This is a genomic window from Alicyclobacillus suci (genome assembly GCF_017329615.1).
Taxonomy (GTDB): Bacteria; Bacillota; Bacilli; order Alicyclobacillales; family Alicyclobacillaceae; genus Alicyclobacillus; species Alicyclobacillus suci.
Window position 1 is genome coordinate 52,343 of sequence record NZ_JAFMTW010000002.1, and the last position, 18,563, is coordinate 70,905.

An 18,563-nucleotide genomic window follows, 5' to 3' on the forward strand; every position below is an offset into this window, starting at 1 on the left:
ATCCACGGGGAGAGCGAAAACTGGAGGTGGGTAGATGGCTTTAGAAGAAGAACGGAAGCCACTGGAACAACAAGGAACATACCCTCTACTGCCGTTGCGCGGTTTGCTAGTCTATCCCTCGATGGTGCTTCATTTTGACGTAGGGCGTCCGAAGTCCGTAAAGGCCTTGGAGCAGGCGATGGTCGACGACCATTTGATTGTTCTCGCGTCACAGGAAGACGGTCAGGTGGACGAGCCGCAAAAAGATGATTTGTATCAGGTCGGCACCTTGGCTCGAGTAAAGCAGATGATGAAGCTGCCAAACGGAACCATCCGCGTGTTGGTTGAGGGGCTTTCGCGCGCGCAGATTATAGACTTTGTCGAGGACGAAGAACTGTTTCGAGTAAACGTTACGTTGCACGAGGATGAAGGAGATCTCTCGCTGACGGCTGAGATGCAGGCAGCCATGCGGTCGGTCGCGCAACAATTTGAGCAGTATGTCAAATTGTCTCGCAAGTTAGATCAGGAGACGTACGCGGCGGTGGTGGACATTGACCATCCTGGTCGTTTTGCAGATATGGTCGCGTCTCACCTTCCGCTGAAAATCCGCGAAAAGCAGGATATTCTAGAAGCGTTTGACGTGCAGCACCGACTCGAACGTCTGCTTCAGATTCTTTCGGACGAACGTGAAGTGCTGGAGTTGGAGCGACAAATTCATCAACGCGTGCGCAAGCAGATGGAGAAAACGCAAAAAGAGTATTACCTGCGTGAGCAGATGAAGGCGATTCAGCGGGAGCTTGGTGACAAAGAAGGACGGACTTCCGAGATTGAGGAACTGCGGGCCAAACTCGACGAGAAACAATTGCCGCCTGAGGTGCACGAGAAAGTTGAGAAGGAAATCAGCCGACTTGAACGGATTCCCTCCGCTTCGGCGGAAGGTACGGTCGTGCGTACATATATTGATTGGCTCCTGGCATTACCGTGGACGGAGCGAGCTGATTCGGTAGTCGATTTGGCGCGTGCTGAGCGGGTGCTTAATGAGGAGCACTATGGGTTGGAGAAAATCAAAGACCGGATACTGGAGTTTATTGCTGTGCAGAAACTGGTCAACAAACAGTCCGGACCGATTATCTGCCTAGCTGGCCCTCCGGGTGTTGGGAAAACGTCGTTGGCGAGGTCAATCGCCACCTCGCTCAAACGCCCGTTCGTGCGCGTTTCGCTTGGTGGGGTGCGTGACGATGCGGAGATTCGCGGACACCGCAGGACCTACATTGGTGCGATGCCCGGGCGTATTCTGCAGGGGATGAAGCAGGCTGGGGTCAAAAATCCGGTGTTTTTGCTCGATGAGATCGACAAAATGGCTAGCGATTTCCGGGGGGATCCGGCAGCGGCCATGCTCGAGGTACTAGACCCTGAGCAAAATAACACGTTTTCTGATCACTACGTGGAAATTCCGTTTGACCTGTCGGATGTGATGTTCATCACGACGGCGAATAACCTTTATCAGATTCCGGGTCCGTTGCGTGATCGGATGGAAGTTATCCAGCTAGCAGGTTACACGGAGGACGAAAAACTGCATATTGCAAAACTGCACTTGTTGCCAAAGCAGCGGGAGGCGCACGCGCTCAAGGGTGACAAATTGCGTGTGTCAGACGATATCTTGTTGGAATTAATTCGCCACTACACACGGGAAGCGGGTGTTCGTCAACTCAACCGTTTGATTGCGACAATTTGCCGCAAGTGCGCTCGGATTATCGCGGCGGGTGAGCAAAAGCGCATTACCGTGACCATCGCGATGGTGCACGACTTTTTGGGGCCGCGCAAGTTTGAGTACGGGCGCGCGCAAGAGCAAGATGAGGTCGGTGTTGTCGCTGGTCTTGCGTGGACGGAGATGGGGGGCGACCTGCTCACGGTGGAAGTGTCGGTGGTACCGGGTAATGGCAAAGTGAAACTGACCGGTCAATTGGGTGACGTGATGAAGGAAAGTGCACAGACCGCTTTGTCGTACATCCGCTCTCGTGCGACCCAGTTGCATATTCCGGCCAATTTCCACGAGAAGGTTGATATTCACGTGCATGTGCCGGAAGGCGCGATTCCAAAGGATGGACCTTCGGCGGGCATTACGATGGCGACGGCGATTGCTTCAGCCTTGACAAACCGCCCAGTTCGTCACGACGTGGCGATGACTGGCGAAGTGACGTTGCGTGGTCGGGTACTGCCGATTGGCGGCTTGAAGGAAAAAAGTTTAGCTGCGCATCGCGCGGGCATTCGAACGATTATTATTCCGCAAGGAAATGAGAAAGATCTATCAGACATTCCTGAGGTGGTTAGGGAACAAGTTCAGTTCAAACCTGTGTCGCACATGGATGCAGTGCTCGACATCGCGCTTGGGAACGAAGCGACACTGGATGAACGCCATCCTTTACACACGGAAGCCTGGTTTGCAGATCTTTTTACGGAAGATAAATATTCTGGCGAGGGAACACACCAGTGATTATTCACAGTTCGGAGTTTGAAATCAGCGCAGTCCGCCCCAGCCAATGGCCGGAGGGTGGGCTGCCTGAATTTGCGTTTATTGGGCGCAGTAATGTTGGAAAATCTACCTTGCTCAATCGGTTGTTAAACCGGAAAAATTTGGCGCGCGTATCTGCCCAGCCTGGGAAGACGCGACAAATTAATTTTTATGTGATTAATGATTGCTTTCGGTTTGTGGACCTGCCTGGGTATGGTTATGCGTCGGTCAGCAAACGGGAAAGGTCGCAATTTGCGAGCATGATAGACAAGTATCTGCTAGAACGCGAACCGCTGTGTAGAATTGTTCAACTGGTCGATATTCGGCATGAGCCGTCGAAGGACGATGTGGCGGTTCACCAAGGTCTGTGTGCGTTAGACGTACCACTGCTAGTTGTGGCCACGAAGATGGATAAAATTGGAAAGTCGCAGGTGGCTTCACATGTCAAGAAAATCCGACAGACGCTGCAATCGGGCGTTGAAATCTATCCCGTCTCTGCAGAAAAGAGATTAGGTTTGGACGAGCTCTGGACGGTCTTTGAGGCGGATATGGCACCTTGGTTTGAAGATGAGGAACTGACATAGAGCGTTCACAACCTTTACCTTGTGAAGAATGACCTCACTTTTTGTCAGTGCTATAATATCGAGGTGAGTAGAAAGGGGGACCTGACAATGCACATCGTGGTACTCGGCATGAATCACAAGACGGCCAGTGTCGAACTGCGTGAGCGCGTGAGCTTGAGTCAAGATGCGCTGGAGCGGTTGCTGGCGGATTTGCGTGATTCTCGCACCGTGATGGAGAGCGTTGTTCTGTCTACCTGTAATCGCACCGAGTTATACGCACTCGTGAATAGTATCCGAGCTGGGCAGGATTACTTACTGACGCGATTTACTGGCATGATCTGTCTCGATAGATCTGTTGTGGAATCATCAACCTATTTTATTCAAGGGGAACAGGCGGTTGCGCACGCGATGCGCGTCGCTTCCGGATTGGACTCTGTTGTGGTTGGGGAAACGCAAATCCTCGGCCAGATGCGAAATGCTTTTCAGATTGCTTTTGAAGCGGGCAACACGGGTGCTATGTTTAACCGGTTGTTCCGAGAAGTCATTCATGTGGGCAAGCGGGCGCAGTCAGAGACGACGATTGGACAAAATCCAGTGTCTGTCAGCTATGCGGCAGTTCAGTTGGCCAACAAATTTTTTGGAGATATGAGCGGTCGCAAGGCACTGGTTGTCGGCGCGGGGCACATGGGCGAATTGGCGTTGCAACATCTTCACGCGCTGGGATTCAAGCAGTTGTATGTTGCCAACCGGACAATGGCACGGGCGCAATCCGTCGCGCAGGCAGTGGGGGCGATAGCCATTGACCTCGCGAATGTGACAGATGTACTGTCCGATGTGGACGTCGTTTTATCGGCCACCGGAGCACCGGGCTATACACTCGTTGCGAAAGATATCGCGAAGGCGTTAAAGGCCCGCAAGCATCAACCGATGGTGCTGCTCGACATCGCGGTGCCCCGGGATCTTGATCCAGAGATCGCAAATTTGCCGGGTGTGTACCTTTACGACGTCGATGATCTCGACGGTGTGATAGAGGCGAATATTCAGGAGCGCGAGCGGCAGTCTGTCGTGGTCGAGTCGATGATTCGGGAGTCGGTTGAGGCGTTTTCCAACTGGCTGACGGAACAAGAGGTCGTTCCACTGATTGCGGCGCTCAGGGCAAAGGGCGAGTCCATTCAACAGCAAGTGATGGAGAGTTTGGCGAGAAAACTGCCAAATTTGACGGAACGCGATCGCAAAGTGTTAAACAAGCACACTATGAGCATTGTCAACCAGTTGCTCAGAGATCCGATTCAAAATATGAAAGAGTTGGCGATGGCGTCTGGGGATGCGGAGTACATCAGTTTGTTTGCGCAGTTGTTTGGTGTGGACGAAGCCGCTATTGCGTCGCAGAGTTCCATGGCAGCGCGGCATTTGTCGGCGGAGGCTACATTCGTCGAGCTGTTCCAACGCATGCGTGGCGAGGCGCGGCGCATGACGGAAGACAACCGGGTGTTGCACCCTGTTCTTCGGTGATGGCTGGTGTGGACGCGCCTCTTGTACGATGCCGCGATTGTTTCGTATGCCGTCAGTTTAACGCTTTTTTTCAGCGACGTGCTGCAACCGCGCCGGGCGTTTAATCGGTCGGCTGTGCTGTTGCTGTTCGTCGCTTTCTTGTCGACGACAGGGCTCTTGTTTATACGCTTTCGCATACTTCACGCGTTTCCAGCATATACGCGCTCCGATACGATGTTGTTCATCGCGTGGATTATGCTGGTGACGACATTGGTGCTCGATACGTTTTTTCGGATTGGGCTCGTGTTGTTTTTTGCAAATGTAGTGGGTTTCTTTATTTTCTTATTTGCGGGCTATCGCCAGGGGTCCGATATGTTGCGTTGGTTTCCCAACCAGGATCTCCTGCTCTTACACATCGTATTGGCGACGCTCAGCGAAGCTGCACTCGCATTTTCATTTGCGTTTGCCGTGATGCACTTGTTACAGGAGAGCAATCTTCGCTACAAGCGCTGGAACCGTTGGTTTCTACTCCTGCCGTCGCTGTCTAAGATTGATAGTTTATGCCTCTTGACGACGGCAATTGGGTTCTTTTTGTTGTTTGCAGCGATGGCCATCGGTGACGTGTGGGGGAAGCTCGTGTTACATCAATGGCTTGTGTGGTCCGCCAAACCGATTGCGACCATCATCGTTTGGGTCATGTATGGCGTATTTCTCGGTTTGCGCGTTCGCCGTTCGGGCACGACACGAGGCATGATGATTTATCAGGTGGCATGTTTTGTCGCGACGCTGGTCAACTTAGGTGCGATTGGCCACCTATTGCCGCTACACCAACCGGTGTCACCGTAAAGTGAGGGAGTTTTGATGAGACGTATACGCGTGGCGTCACGCCGCAGTCAGTTGGCGATGACGCAGACAAACTGGGTGATTGACGCGCTTCGCGCCCGGCGCCCTGATTGGACATTTGAAATTGTCCCTATTACGACAAAAGGGGACGAGATTCTCAATGTAACCCTTTCGAAAGTCGGTGGCAAGGGGTTGTTTGTCTCCGAGATTGAAGCCGTGCTCACCTCGCACCAGGCCGATCTCGCTGTACATAGCTTAAAAGACGTTCCTTACGAACTCGCCGACGGGCTTGTGTTGGCGGGGATTCCGCAACGCGAAGATCCGCGTGATGCACTGGTGTCAAGCGACGGGCAGACACTGTCTGATTTGCCGACGGGCGCGATTGTCGGCACATCCAGCCTTCGCCGGATGGCTCTGCTAAAGAATTTACGACCAGATTTACATGTTGAGCCATTGCGCGGCAATATCGACTCGCGCCTCAGGCGCGCGGAGCGAGGGGAATTTGCGGCAATTATCTTGGCGGCGGCAGGACTTGTGCGCATGGGTTGGCAGAACAGGGTGAGTGAATTTTTACAACCGGACGATTTTATACCGGCCATTGGACAAGGTGTTCTTGGGGTGGAGTGTCGGGAGAGCGACGCGGAGCTCGTTGAGGAATTGAAGGCGTGGACTGACGTCCCGACTGCCTTGTGTGCGCAAGCGGAGCGAACGCTTTTGACGACGCTTCAGGGGAGTTGCCAAGTACCGATTGCGGGCTATGCGCAGCTGGACCAGGACGGCATCATCACTTTGACTGGCTTTGTCGCGGCTCCGGATGGAAGCAAAAGTTTGCGCGAGCAGGCGAGCGGGCGCGATGCCGTAGCAGTCGGGAAAACGGTCGCCGAGGCGTTACTCGCGCGGGGTGCAGACGAGTACTTGCGAAGCGCACAAGGGGAATAGCTGGCATGAATTCGACAGTGGTCATTACCCAGTCCGGAGATAGGGGCCGAAGTTTGGTTGACCGTCTCACAGGACTGGGTGTTTGTGCGATTCATTGGCCACTGGTTAAAACAGTGGTCTACAGCGATTCGGACATCGCGCGTCAATGTCGCTGTTTGCCAGAGCAGGTAGACGGCATTCTGGTCACGTCACTGACGGCGGCACGCGTGTTGGCAAAACAGTATCCATCGAGGGATTGGCGATGGGGACAAGCGGTTTGTTATTGTATAGGAGAGGCGACGGCGACGCCGCTCCGGGATATCGGGGTTCGCTGTGTCGTCTACCCGCAGGTTCGGGATGCGAGTGACCTGGCGCACGCGATACTTTCCGAGTGGCCCAATGGTGGCAAGACATTTGTTTTCGCGCGAGGTGTTCAGGCGAGACGAGTGTTAGTGGCGGCGCTTCGTGACGGCGGACACAAGGTGTTTGAGCTCGAAGTCTACGACACGGTCCCAACGCCTGTCGAACAATTGCCAAGGCTGCCTGTCAATCGCGCATTGGTTTGGGTTTTATTTAGTCCGTCAGGTGTTTCCTCGCTGTTGCAATCGGTCGCTCATATCCGAGCGGACGTGCAACAGGGGAGGAGTGCGGTTGTCGCATTTGGCCGGACAACGGCGTCTGCTCTTGATTCGGCAGGCATTCCTGTAGCGTTGATGCCGACTGAGCTGACACATGACGGTTTAATCGATACACTTTTGCAATTTTTGAAGGAGGAAGAGGAATATGGAATTTGAACGGCATCGGCGGTTGCGGGCAACCAGCGGCATACGAAATCTGGTTCGGGAGAACCATGTGACGGTCAATGATTTAGTGTATCCGATGTTTGTGGAGGAAGGGTTGTCTGGTACCAGCGAGATCAGTGCGATGCCGGGTGTCATGCATTATGGTATCGACGCGTTCCGTCGGGAGATTCACCGCCTATCTGAACTCGGAATCCCTGGCATCATTATTTTTGGCGTTCCGTCGGAGAAGGATGAAATGGCGTCATCGGCTTATGCGCCAAAAGGTGTCGTCCAGGAAGCCGTTCGCGCCGCGAAGGCGGAGAATCCGGATTTGGTCGTCATGACGGATGTCTGTCTTTGCCAATATAGCTCGACTGGACATTGCGGCATCGTTCGCAATGGCAAAATCGTCAACGACGATTCGTTGACCTTGATTGCGAAGACCGCCTTGTCCCATGCCGAGGCTGGTGCTGACATCGTGGCGCCGTCTGATATGATGGACGGTCGGGTCGCGCGAATTCGCGAAGTGCTCGACGAAAATAAATTTGAAGATGTATCCATTTTCTCGTACGCAGTGAAGTATGCGAGCGCGTTTTACGGACCGTTCCGCGAAGCGGCACATTCGACCCCTTCGTTTGGCGACCGCAAGTCGTACCAGATGGATCCCGCCAATGTCCGCGAAGCAATGCGTGAAGCGGCCTCGGATATCGCTGAAGGTGCCGATATCCTGATGGTCAAGCCGGCGCTTTCGTACATGGACGTCATGCAGCAAATCCGCGACGCCTACGACCTGCCGATTGGTACGTACAACGTTAGTGCGGAGTACAGCATGGTCAAAGCTGCCGCGATGCAGGGATGGATTGACGAGCGGGCGATTGTCATGGAAATGATGACTTCGTTTAAACGAGCCGGTGCGGATATCATTCTGACGTATCACGCGCCGGATGTGGCCCGTTGGCTGAAGGAAGAAAATCGCTAAGCATCGGTCCGACCGAGGTCGCCGCGACCATGGATTCGTGCGCGCTCCTCGGACAGACGCTGATCTAGTGAGGCGTAGAATCTACAGGGAGCGTGATGAGACAATGGCTGGACCGAAATCGACGGCTGCGTTTGAGCGCGCCAAACAGGTTTTGCCTGGTGGTGTAAATAGTCCTGTGCGGGCGTTTAAATCTGTTCATGGGACACCGTTCTTTGCCGAGCGCGGAGAAGGACCTTATTTATACGACATCGACGGCAATCGTTACGTCGACTACTTAATGAGTTGGGGGCCGCTTATTTGGGGGCATGCACACCCACAAATTGTTTCAGCTGTCCAAGAAGTGGCTGGATTGGGCACCAGTTTTGGCGTACCGACGGAGTTGGAGACGCAGGTCGCGGAGAAAATCGTGGAACTGGTTCCGTCGATTGAAGTCGTGCGCATGGTCAACAGTGGTACGGAGGCGACGATGAGCGCCGTGCGTCTGGCGCGTGCGGCCACGCAGCGCTCTTATGTGGTGAAGTTTATCGGTTGCTACCATGGTCATGCTGATCACTTCCTCGTCAAGGCAGGGTCCGGGGTTGCTGATTTGGGCCTGCCCGATAGCCCTGGCGTCCCAAAGGAGACGGCGGAGCGCACGATTGCAGTGCCGTATAATGATATTGACGCGCTTCGCGACGTCTTTTTGCAGCGCGGCGAGGAGATTGCTGCGGTCATTATTGAACCGGTGGCGGGGAATATGGGTTGCGTTTTGCCGAAGCCCGGATACCTCCAGGCGGTGCGCGAACTGACGAGGAGTTACGAAACGCTCCTCATTTTCGACGAAGTCATTACGGGCTTCCGCGTCGCGCTCGGGGGTGCCCAGGCACGCTTTGGGATTGAGCCGGACTTGACTACGTTTGGCAAGGTCATCGGCGCTGGGCTGCCGGTTGGCGCGTATGGCGGTCGCCGTGATCTGATGGAGTTGATTGCGCCAAGCGGCCCAGTGTACCAGGGTGGCACACTTTCAGGCAATCCACTCGCGATGTCTGCAGGGCTTGTTTCGTTGAAGATGTTGGAGGCGGCCGATAAGACAGGCTTTTATGATAAACTCCAAGCCTATGGGCAACAGGTGGTGGATGCGTTTGTCGATCACGGCAAACAACACGGCATCCCCACCTACGGACATGCCTTAGGCGGCTTGTTCGGACTGTTCTTCCACGACGGCCCTGTCTACGACTTTGATGGCGCGCGCGCGAGCGACAGCGCTATGTACGAGCGCTTTTTCCACGCGATGCTCGATAGAGGTGTGACATTTGCTCCTTCTCCGCTAGAATCTGCGTTCGTTTCGGGCGTTCATGGGGATAAGGAGTTAGATATCACACTGTCCGCTATCTCGTCCGTCTTTCAAACGCTTGGCGCTTGACTGAACGTCATCAATTACATGGGATAACCACAGCCGGATAGACGGATTGCTTGTCTCTTGTGGCACTCTGGACACGCTATCGACATATGTGCGCAATCGTGTACATACATTGGTGATGGAATCTGCTTGGCGTGCGAGGAGGGGCTTAGGATGTCTGAACAAGCTCGAGAACCGCTCATCCGGCTGCCGATCGATCAGGAGATTTTCATGGAAACTGTGACCAGCACAGACTCTGTGGAAGATGCGACGGTCGCCACGGAAGTGGTTGCGTTTGAGAAGGACGGCGACGTGTACGAGTTGCACGGTGCCGTGGTCTTTGCTGGTTATGTGCGTTCGTCGGAAGACGGTGGCGGGGCCGAGGCGTCGTTCTCCGTCGGCACGGAAGAGGAATCTGCTGTTCGCCATATTCACCATCGCCTGCCGTTTGTCTTGCGTGTCCCTGTGGAAGCGCAGCAAGGCGGCGTGGTGAACGTGAAGAGCCGGCTGTCGGGCTGGGCACTGGACGTCGTGAGCGACCATTGGCTGAATGTCAAAGGCGTATTGGAGATTCATGGCCTAGTCGGCGACGAGGGGTATCACTTTCAGTGCGGTGCACAGGAAGGAAGCCGACCGTTTTTACGGGAGCAATTGGTGGTCGAGGAGCCGGTGTATGGCGTGTCTGACCCGGAATTTGCAGACGGATTCGCGAATCAGACGTCACCATCGGTGGAACTGTCGAACGAAGCCGACTTGGGCGCTGTAGATGAGGCGATTGAGGAAGAAGTGAACGCCACGGCGGAGGCTGATACGACAGTCGGGGAAGAAGCGAACGCCGTGTCGGAAATTGAAGCACATGTGGCAGATGAAGTAAAAGCAGACGACGCGGAGGTAGATGCGGACACCGTCGGTCAAACCTACGATACAAACGACTATCACGCCAGTGAAGAACCATCTCCGGAGCTAGTGGGCGCACAAGCCGACATGTGGCGACACGAAGACGGTGACGCGGATGAGGATAGTCAACCAAATGGAGTGGAATCTTCCCACGACCAAACCGACGCACGCACGGGTGACAATCACGGATTGGAGAAAGTGAGTGAGGCGCGCAGGGGTCATGGCTGGGCCGAAGAGGAAGCACGGGGAAGCGAATCGCATGAACAACCGTCGCCATCAGCGCAACCACCGGCGGTCGAATCCGTTCGCAGTGAATTGGTCAATTTGGACCGCTTCTTTGTTTCACCAACGCCGCAAGCCGAAGCGCCAACTGCAGCACAAACGGAACCCACACCGGTTGCCTCGTTCGAGTTTGAGCACCAACTCGACGATGAAGTGCTCGAAGCTCCCGTAGAGGATGCTGTGCAAAGCGCAGAGCTTAAAGAGGATCTTCGCAGCGAACCGCGTGAGATTCCGAAGTTCACGATTTCTAGTGCGGTGCCGACGGATGACCAGAATCTGCTGGATGTCGAATCAGTGGCAGAAGTGGTGGAAGAACCGCGAGCGGAGGCCGTGCCATCGGTATTGAAATCGGATTTGTGGTCGTTTGTCGATTTTAATGGGCCGGAACCGCGTTACACGCTGCGCTACGCGATTGTCGCAGAAGAAGAGACGTTAGAGATGGTCGCCGAGCGCTGTGGATGCCTCCCGAGTGAATTGAGTCGCATCAATGATTGCCCCAATGGTCAGGTTACTCCGGGCCAAGCGCTGCGGATTCCAGACGTGCCGTTTACGATTCCTCGCGTGCCGTCGGCGTAACGGCAGCAAGTTGGGTCGAAGCATTCCGAATGAACGAGATTCAGGGCCGCGAGTGATTCGCTGGCCCTGTTGGCGCTTGACCCTTAATATTTCGCTGCGCGTACTTCGTTCAACGCGACAACTCGTCCCATTCACTGACAGTCGCCAATTTGGCTTGTCGCACGCGGCCCATCAGCCTGAGGTTGGCTTCTATACCTGATTGGCCAGGGCCGCGCGCGTTTCAAGGTGCCCCGATGAACATAGCGACAAAGACAATAAACAGTAGCATCAGAATGAGCAAATCGAGTGCGCTTGGCCAAAAAATTGACCTGAGAAACAGAAGGAAAATCGCTAGGGCGAGGATAATCTTCACGAATCTCAACAGGGAATAGAACAGTCGCATGGGCAAACCCTCCTTACATCGGGTCACTAATGTATATGCGCGTGTCCCCTTCAGGTATTTGTCCTGTGACAAGAGTTCTTTGCATTTGTTAAGATAGGGACGTAATTTCAGGAGACGGACAGGCTTTGGCCTTGACGACGTTTGGGGGAAGATAGTTGAATCAATCAATGAATCCTGGAGGGCAAGGTGTGTGGCGAGGCTGGTATTGGCGTTTTGTCGGTACGACGGTGGTGGTCCTCGCGATACTGGAACTTGTCGCGTACTATGTTTCGAAGGGGAGATACTCCTTTATTCAGACTGGCGAGTTGGGCATGTTTATCGCCGCAATTCTGGTGGTTCAGCGGGTGAAGGAGCGCCGTATGGCGAATACGCTCTTGGTGACCATCCTCGGGTTTGTCATCAACCTGATTTTTCAGCTGACCATCGGCTATAAAGGTACCCTTTACTATGGGTGGGGGTATTTCGTTGAACAAAATGCCATTATCGGCGGTATCGGGATTTTGTTTTCGATAGTTTATTCGCGGACGTCGGCGTGGTCTGACCGCCGACGTGCCCAAGCGCAAGCGAAGCGACAAGCGACATCTACAAAGACGGATGGTCGCGATGAAGTGAAGCCAGTGCGCGTGCACCGCGTGAAAAAGAAACGCGGCCGGGGGCGTCGGCCGCGGTAAGTGGCGAGTGGTTTTATCTCGACAAGACTTGACAATTCCGTATGAAATCCGTACTATACAAAGCACCTATTGCCATATGAACGGCGTTGAAAGGGAGGAGTAAGGCGGTTTCGATTGTCCAGAGACGGTGCAGCGCGCTGAAATGCACCGCTTTCGTCCGTCTGAAGGTCGCCCTTGAGCTGCTTACCCCGGGTCATTCCGTTATCGATGTCGAGTGTTTCGTTCGTCTCGCGATGAGCGGAAAATTCAGGTGGTAACGCGGAGCCTATCCGTCCTGAGGACGGATAGGCTTTTTTTGGTTCAGGAACGATTGCATGCTGCCGCGCGTTATGGCAGACAGGTATTTCGATAAGAGGAGGCAATCTCATGACAGCAAGGGAACATGAACTTTCAACCGTTTATGATCCGCGCGCAGTCGAACAGCGCATCTATGAAACATGGGAACAAAGAGGCTATTTTCGGGCCGGTCGTCATCCCGAACGACCGCCGTTTTCGATTGTGATGCCACCGCCGAATGTGACGGGCGTACTGCATCTTGGTCACGCATTGGACAACACATTACAGGACATCACCATTCGTTATAAGCGGTTGAATGGATTTGACGCGTTGTGGGTTCCTGGTACTGACCACGCCGGCATTGCCACACAAGCACGCGTCGAACGGTCCATTCAAGAATCCGAAGGAAAATCGCGCCATGACCTTGGTCGCGAAGCATTTGTCGAGCGCGTCTGGGATTGGAAGCATCAATATGGCGATGCCATTACGCGGCAAATTCGCGCACTCGGCAGTTCTTGTGATTGGAGCCGCGAGCGGTTCACAATGGACGAAGGGCTGTCTGCAGCTGTTCGTGAAGTGTTCGTCCGACTCTATGAAAAAGGTCTTATCTATCGGGGACATCGGATTATCAACTGGTGCCCGCGGTGTGCCACGGCGCTGTCTGACATCGAGGTTGAGCACAAAGAGCAAACCGGTCATCTCTACCATATCCGCTATCCGCTAAGCGATGGTAGCGGGGAAGTTATCATTGCGACGACGCGGCCTGAGACGATGTTTGCGGACGTCGCGGTCGCAGTGCACCCAGATGACGAGCGTTATACACAAATGATTGGCAAGATGGTTCGCCTTCCGCTTACAAATCGGGAGATACCTGTGATTGCCGATGACTATGTCGACATCGAGTATGGGACAGGATGTTTGAAAATCACCCCAGCCCATGATCCCAACGATTTTGAGGTTGGCGAACGCCATCACTTAGAACAACTGCAGTGTATCGACGCGGATGGGCGCTTGAATGTGCTGGCGGGCGAGTTCCAAGGGCTCACGCGCGAGCAGGCTCGCAGTGCTGTCGTCGACGCGCTAGAGCAAGGTGGACAGTTGGTTCGGACGGAGGAAATTTCGCATTCAGTCGGCCACTGTAGTCGGTGTGATACGGTCGTCGAGCCATTCTTATCTGACCAATGGTTCGTCCGCATGGAGGATTTGGCGCGTCCTGCCTTGGCTGGTGTCGAGCGGGGTGAACTACAGTTCGTACCTCAGCGTTTCACCAAGGTCTTCGTACACTGGTTGGAGAACGTCCGGGATTGGTGTATCTCGCGGCAACTCTGGTGGGGGCATCGCATCCCAGCCTGGTACTGTGACGACTGTGGGGAACTGAGCGTCTCCAAGACCGATTTGACAGAATGTCCACATTGTCACAGTAAACAGTTACGCCAGGATGAAGACGTGCTGGATACATGGTTTTCCTCCGCGTTGTGGCCGTTCTCGACACTGGATTGGCCAAATCTTGAAGCACCGGATTTTCAGCGGTATTATCCGACGAGCGCTTTGATGACAGGGTACGATATCTTGTTCTTCTGGGTTGCTCGGATGGTCTTCATGGGCCGTGAATTCACTGGCAAAATGCCGTTTTCAACGGTTGTCCTGCACGGGTTGGTTCGCGATGCACAAGGACAGAAAATGTCCAAGAGTAAGGGCAACGGCGTTGATCCGATGGAAGTCATTGACCAGTACGGCGCCGACGCGCTGCGCTTTATGTTGGCGACTTCGACGTCGCCTGGTAACGACCAACGGTTCACGTGGGACAAAATCGAAGGGGCGCGCAATTTTATCAACAAAATTTGGAATGCCTCCCGGTTCGTATTGATGAACTTGGATGCCGATTTTGAGCCGCTCGATTTCACAGGTCGACAACTTGATGTGGCCGATAGGTGGATATTGCATCGGTTGTCAGAAACCGTTGATGCGGTGACACATCATCTAGATCACTATGACTTCGGCGAGGCAGCGCGGGCGATGTACGACTTCGCTTGGGATGATTTTTGCGATTGGTATATCGAGTTTTCCAAGCTTGCACTCTATGGGGATGACGGAGCGCGCAAGGCGGTTGCACAAACGGTTTTGCATCGGGTATTGACCTCACTTTTAAAGCTGCTTCACCCGTATATCCCGTTTGTGACAGAGGAGATCTGGCAAGCGTTGCCGAACACTTCGGAGGCTCTCATTATCGAAGTGTGGCCAAAGGCCGACGATGCACTTTGCGACGACCAGGCGGTCAGTCAAATGCGGCTGGTGATGGATGCGATTCGCGCTGTCCGCAACGTCCGCGCAGAATTGCAGGTTCCACCCAGCAAGCCGGTGTCGATGTACATTCGCTGTGAAAGTGCGGATTATGTCCAACTATTTGAGTCCGTTCGCCATTATATCGCCCGTTTTTGCAACAGCGACGATTTGACGATTGCCGCAGGTGGTGACGCGCCGGAGAAATCCGCTACGCAAGTGGTGACTGGTGCCGTGATCCACATTCCACAGGCGGGACTCATTGATGTGGAGGCGGAGTTGGCTCGGTTGCGTCGGGAGGAATCGCGCCTCGTCGGAGAGGTCGAGCGCATTGAGAAAAAACTTGCGAATGCCGGATTTGTCGCGAAAGCGCCCGAAGCTGTGGTCGCCAAAGAACGAGAGAAAATGGAAGATTACCAAGTGAAGTTGCGGGCGGTCCAGGAACGTATTTCGGATTTGCAGCAATGATTTAATCGAGGTGTCAGTAGTGAATGTGCAAGAGGCATTTGCGTGGGTGGAATCTTTGAGCAGATTCGGCATTAAACCGGGTCTGTCTCGGGTTCAGCGCGTCTTGGCCGCCCTTGGTAATCCGCAGGTGGGCCTTCGCTTTTATCATGTGGCAGGGACCAACGGAAAAGGCTCGGTCTGTGCTATGCTTTGTGCGATGTCGATGGCTGTCGGGCATCGGACAGGCTTATATACCTCGCCTGGTTTTGACGGCTTGAATGGCCGAATGGTGATAGATGGTCAGCCGATTGATGATTCGTCGTTTGCTACCTATGCGACGGTCATTCGTGAGGCCATTGAACAGGCGTCGAGCGAAGACCCACTGACGGAGTTCGAAGTCCTTACCGTGATGGCGCTGTTGTACTTCGCGGATAAACAGGTGGATGTGGTCGTGTGGGAGACGGGTCTTGGCGGACGCTATGACGCGACGAGCGTCGTGACGCCGATGGTGACGGCTATCACGAATGTATCGTACGACCACGTTGAGATTTTAGGACCTACACTGGCGGATATCGCTTATGATAAGGCAGGGATTATTAAGCCGAACATACCGTTTGTGACAGGAGCGGAGGGTGAAGCGTACGGTATCGTAGAGAAGGTCGCCAAATCGGTTGGAGCTCGGGTGGTGCGTCTTGGAGCAGACATCCGTATTGAGCGCACGGCCTACGATGACCATTATCAGACGCTGTGCTATAGAGGGGTAGCGCACGATGTACCCGCGTTTGAATTGTCCTTGTTCGGTCCGCATCAGATAGACAATGCAGCGATTGCGTTGGCGATGTTTGAGCTTGCGCATCCAGATTTAGAGGATGCGGACTGGCTACGCGCGGTGGCGGCGCTTCGCACTGTTCACTGGCCACTTCGCTTCGAGGTGTTTCAACACGGTGCGGCACCGCTGGTTCTAGATGGGGCGCACAATCCTGCTGCAGCGCATACGCTGGCCTTGAGTCTAAAGGAGATGTCGGCGGCCTTGTCCATGGCACCGCTGTGGCACATGGTGATAGGTGTGTTTCGCGACAAGGATGCGCAATCCATGTTGAAAGAGGTGTTACCTCTTGCACAAGACGTTATCGTTTGTCGTCCTAACCATGCAAGGGGTGCAGACCCAGAAGAAATCCGCGGGCTGATTGAAGCGCAGGCGCCGCAACTGCCCATTCGAATCATCGAACAGCCGGCAGTTGCTGTGACGGAGGCTTTAAAGGCACCTGGGCCATTGGTTATCTGGGGAAATCTGCATATGGTAGAGGACGCGAGGAAAGCTATTTCTAAACTGGGAATGAACTACTGGACATGAGGACGGTGAGGCGCGTGCGCGGTTCGCAACACGTGCATTTTGTAGGCATTGGTGGGTATGGAATGAGTGCCATCGCTCGTGTCATGCTGGATTTGGGATATCAAGTGTCCGGGTCGGACGTGTCTCGTCAAGAATTGACGGAACGTCTCGCAGCCCGTGGCGCGAACATCTTTTACGGCCATGACAAACGGCAAGTCGAGGGTGCGGACATCGTGGTGCACAGTACGGCTGTTCACCAGGATAATGTCGAACTCATCGAGGCGAGGGCCCGCCAAATTCCTGTGATTCATCGCAGCGAAATGCTCGCTCGATTGATGGAAGACCGAGTGGGTGTCGCTGTGACTGGGGCACATGGGAAGACGACCACCACGTCGATGATTGCATACATGATGGAACGCAATAATTTGGATCCTACTTTTGTCATCGGTGGCGTCGTTTCCAATATTGGTGACAACGCAAAAGCCGGGGGCGGCCAGTTTGTCGTGGCGGAAGCGGATGAATCGGATGGCTCATTTCTTCATTATCGCCCCGCGATTGCGGTGGTCACAAACGTTGAAGCTGACCATCTTGAGCACTACGACGGAAAGTTCGAGAACCTCAAAAATGCGTACAGAACGTTTATTCAACAAGTTCCAGCAGACGGCTTGGCGGTGCTTTCAGCGGATGATGCGCATCTGCGAGAATTAAAATTAGACGCGCACGCACGCGTGATTACCTACGGTTTTGCGGACGATGCAGATATTCAAGCGAGACATGTGCAATTGTCTGGGCGGACCAGTTCGTCTGAGGTGTATATAAACGGTGAGTTGGTCGGTCGTCTGTTGCTTTCGCTGCCAGGTGAGCATAATGTGTTGAATGCGCTGGCCGCGATTGCGGTAGGTCGGGAAGCTGGCTTGTCGTTTAACCAAATTGCCGTAGCCCTTGCGGAGTTCCATGGCGCGAAGCGGCGTTTTCAGGTGATTTCTGAGGCGAACAATGTCCTCGTGATCGACGACTATGCGCACCACCCAACGGAAATCAGCGCGACCATCGCGGCGGCAAAGGCGACGGGTCGGCGCATTGTAGCGGTATTCCAGCCGCAGCGATACACGCGGACGTACTTTTTGTTTGACGCCTTTGCTCGTTCTTTCTCACAGGCAGACGAGGTGATTATTTCGGAGATTTATTCGCCTGCAGGGGAGAAGCAAATCGAGGGCGTCACAGCTGAGCGGCTTGCGGCAGAAATCCGCAAGCAGAGTAATCCGCGAACACAGTATTTGGCGACACAGGATGAAATCTTCGCGTATCTCCGATCTTCTGTGCGCGCTGGCGATCTCGTGCTCACCATGGGGGCTGGCGACATATGGAAGGTTGCGGAGCGCTTGGGTGATGATTTAGAGCGCACCGCTCATAAAGCGCTAGTCTAACGATGGCGCATGGAGTGAGCGTGTCGTAGATAAAAGAGGTGAGAATCCGCGTTGTCGCGGTTCTCACCTCTTTTGCGGTCATGGCAGGTCGGCTGCTGGTTAGGTTGGGTCAGATGTCCGCACCTGCCTGCGTTGCTATAAGGCATGCTTTTTGTACTATTTTTGGATTTTTCATTGGTACGGTATGGCGGACTTAGGACACGCCAAATGCCTATTTACTCAAATGCTGCCCGATAAAGGCTTAAAATCGGCGCTTAGCGAAACCACCATGGGCCCCGTTTCCGACGTGGATCACGGTTTAACACCCTCGCTCCGCGCGCGTACAAGTAGTAGGCTGCGGCAAAAATGAGGACAAGGACAGCGAGTTTTAATAAAAACACAAATAGCACCGATAAAACGATGACAGCCGCAATGATGGCGAGCACGCTGATCAGAAGTGATGGTTTGCGATACATATCAATAGCTCCTTTGTGTGAGCGAATTCTATCTTCTACTAGGATAATTATATCATATCGTGGCGAATGCTTAGGTTTTACGCAGGACTTTG

At 54.0% G+C, this 18,563-nt stretch carries 15 protein-coding genes and 1 other annotated feature; of the genes, 13 read left to right on the plus strand and 2 right to left on the minus strand.

Annotated features, from left to right (window positions below):
• Window positions 1–34 precede the first annotated feature (34 nt).
• The 9 genes from lon to J3482_RS01770 all read left to right on the plus strand — a co-directional run bounded on the left by lon (window position 35) and on the right by J3482_RS01770 (window position 11,200).
• Window positions 35–2,473, plus strand: coding sequence for an endopeptidase La (gene lon, locus J3482_RS01730; protein WP_206921980.1), 2,439 nt, complete (start codon window positions 35–37; stop codon window positions 2,471–2,473).
• On the plus strand, window positions 2,470–3,075 hold the full coding sequence (gene yihA / locus J3482_RS01735; RefSeq protein ID WP_146822690.1) for a ribosome biogenesis GTP-binding protein YihA/YsxC: 606 nt from the start codon (window positions 2,470–2,472) through the stop codon (window positions 3,073–3,075). The genes lon and yihA overlap by 4 nt, the downstream gene beginning before the upstream one ends.
• A gap of 87 nt (window positions 3,076–3,162) precedes the next feature.
• Entirely contained in the window at window positions 3,163–4,566 is a 1,404-nt protein-coding gene (hemA, locus tag J3482_RS01740) for a glutamyl-tRNA reductase (protein ID WP_206921981.1), read from the plus strand.
• A 6-nt stretch (window positions 4,567–4,572) separates the two neighbouring features.
• Window positions 4,573–5,391 (plus strand): cytochrome c biogenesis protein CcsA, encoded by an 819-nt coding sequence (ccsA, locus tag J3482_RS01745; RefSeq protein ID WP_223204115.1) that lies wholly within the window; start codon window positions 4,573–4,575, stop codon window positions 5,389–5,391.
• Between the two features lie 15 nt (window positions 5,392–5,406).
• Entirely contained in the window at window positions 5,407–6,327 is a 921-nt protein-coding gene (hemC, locus tag J3482_RS01750) for a hydroxymethylbilane synthase (protein WP_146822686.1), read from the plus strand.
• Window positions 6,328–6,332: 5 nt separating this feature from the next.
• Window positions 6,333–7,100 carry a uroporphyrinogen-III synthase gene (locus J3482_RS01755; protein ID WP_206921982.1) on the plus strand — a complete coding sequence of 256 codons (768 nt, stop codon included), beginning with the start codon at window positions 6,333–6,335 and terminating at the stop codon, window positions 7,098–7,100.
• Window positions 7,090–8,067 carry a porphobilinogen synthase gene (gene hemB / locus J3482_RS01760; RefSeq protein WP_146822682.1) on the plus strand — a complete coding sequence of 326 codons (978 nt, stop codon included), beginning with the start codon at window positions 7,090–7,092 and terminating at the stop codon, window positions 8,065–8,067. The genes J3482_RS01755 and hemB overlap by 11 nt, the downstream gene beginning before the upstream one ends.
• Before the next feature lie 103 nt (window positions 8,068–8,170).
• Window positions 8,171–9,469, plus strand: coding sequence for a glutamate-1-semialdehyde 2,1-aminomutase (gene hemL, locus J3482_RS01765; protein ID WP_146822680.1), 1,299 nt, complete (start codon window positions 8,171–8,173; stop codon window positions 9,467–9,469).
• Between the two features lie 150 nt (window positions 9,470–9,619).
• Window positions 9,620–11,200, plus strand: a complete 1,581-nt coding sequence (locus J3482_RS01770) for a midas domain-containing protein (protein WP_206915415.1) — start codon at window positions 9,620–9,622, stop codon at window positions 11,198–11,200.
• Window positions 11,201–11,420: 220 nt separating this feature from the next.
• On the opposite strand, the gene J3482_RS01775 is transcribed toward J3482_RS01770, so the two are convergent.
• Window positions 11,421–11,582, minus strand: a complete 162-nt coding sequence (locus J3482_RS01775) for a hypothetical protein (protein WP_021295724.1) — start codon at window positions 11,580–11,582, stop codon at window positions 11,421–11,423.
• Between the two features lie 155 nt (window positions 11,583–11,737).
• Between J3482_RS01775 and J3482_RS01780 the strand changes: the two genes are divergently transcribed.
• From J3482_RS01780 to murC, 4 genes are all read left to right on the plus strand, one after another.
• Window positions 11,738–12,253, plus strand: coding sequence for a hypothetical protein (locus J3482_RS01780; protein WP_223204114.1), 516 nt, complete (start codon window positions 11,738–11,740; stop codon window positions 12,251–12,253).
• 77 nt (window positions 12,254–12,330) lie between these two features.
• Window positions 12,331–12,533 (plus strand) — a binding site (T-box leader).
• Window positions 12,534–12,619: 86 nt separating this feature from the next.
• Window positions 12,620–15,277, plus strand: a complete 2,658-nt coding sequence (locus J3482_RS01785) for a valine--tRNA ligase (RefSeq protein ID WP_146822676.1) — start codon at window positions 12,620–12,622, stop codon at window positions 15,275–15,277.
• A gap of 19 nt (window positions 15,278–15,296) precedes the next feature.
• Complete coding sequence (locus J3482_RS01790) at window positions 15,297–16,610, plus strand: bifunctional folylpolyglutamate synthase/dihydrofolate synthase (RefSeq protein WP_206921983.1); 1,314 nt, start codon at window positions 15,297–15,299, stop codon at window positions 16,608–16,610.
• 14 nt (window positions 16,611–16,624) lie between these two features.
• Window positions 16,625–18,016 carry a UDP-N-acetylmuramate--L-alanine ligase gene (gene murC, locus J3482_RS01795; RefSeq protein WP_146822672.1) on the plus strand — a complete coding sequence of 464 codons (1,392 nt, stop codon included), beginning with the start codon at window positions 16,625–16,627 and terminating at the stop codon, window positions 18,014–18,016.
• A gap of 254 nt (window positions 18,017–18,270) precedes the next feature.
• Here murC and J3482_RS01800 read toward each other — a convergent pair whose 3' ends face one another.
• Window positions 18,271–18,471, minus strand: a complete 201-nt coding sequence (locus tag J3482_RS01800) for a hypothetical protein (protein ID WP_146822670.1) — start codon at window positions 18,469–18,471, stop codon at window positions 18,271–18,273.
• Window positions 18,472–18,563: the final 92 nt, after the last annotated feature.

What these genes read in the sequence shown, in the direction of transcription:
- lon (WP_206921980.1), top strand. Translation starts at nt 35, where the DNA reads ATGGCTTTAGAAGAAGAACGGAAGCCACTGGAACAACAAGGAACATAC.
- hemA (WP_206921981.1), top strand. Translation starts at nt 3,163, where the DNA reads ATGCACATCGTGGTACTCGGCATGAATCACAAGACGGCCAGTGTCGAA.
- hemC (WP_146822686.1), top strand. Translation starts at nt 5,407, where the DNA reads ATGAGACGTATACGCGTGGCGTCACGCCGCAGTCAGTTGGCGATGACG.
- J3482_RS01755 (WP_206921982.1), top strand. Translation starts at nt 6,333, where the DNA reads ATGAATTCGACAGTGGTCATTACCCAGTCCGGAGATAGGGGCCGAAGT.
- hemB (WP_146822682.1), top strand. Translation starts at nt 7,090, where the DNA reads ATGGAATTTGAACGGCATCGGCGGTTGCGGGCAACCAGCGGCATACGA.
- hemL (WP_146822680.1), top strand. Translation starts at nt 8,171, where the DNA reads ATGGCTGGACCGAAATCGACGGCTGCGTTTGAGCGCGCCAAACAGGTT.
- J3482_RS01770 (WP_206915415.1), top strand. Translation starts at nt 9,620, where the DNA reads ATGTCTGAACAAGCTCGAGAACCGCTCATCCGGCTGCCGATCGATCAG.
- J3482_RS01775 (WP_021295724.1), bottom strand. Translation starts at nt 11,582, where the DNA reads ATGCGACTGTTCTATTCCCTGTTGAGATTCGTGAAGATTATCCTCGCC.
- J3482_RS01785 (WP_146822676.1), top strand. Translation starts at nt 12,620, where the DNA reads ATGACAGCAAGGGAACATGAACTTTCAACCGTTTATGATCCGCGCGCA.
- J3482_RS01800 (WP_146822670.1), bottom strand. Translation starts at nt 18,471, where the DNA reads ATGTATCGCAAACCATCACTTCTGATCAGCGTGCTCGCCATCATTGCG.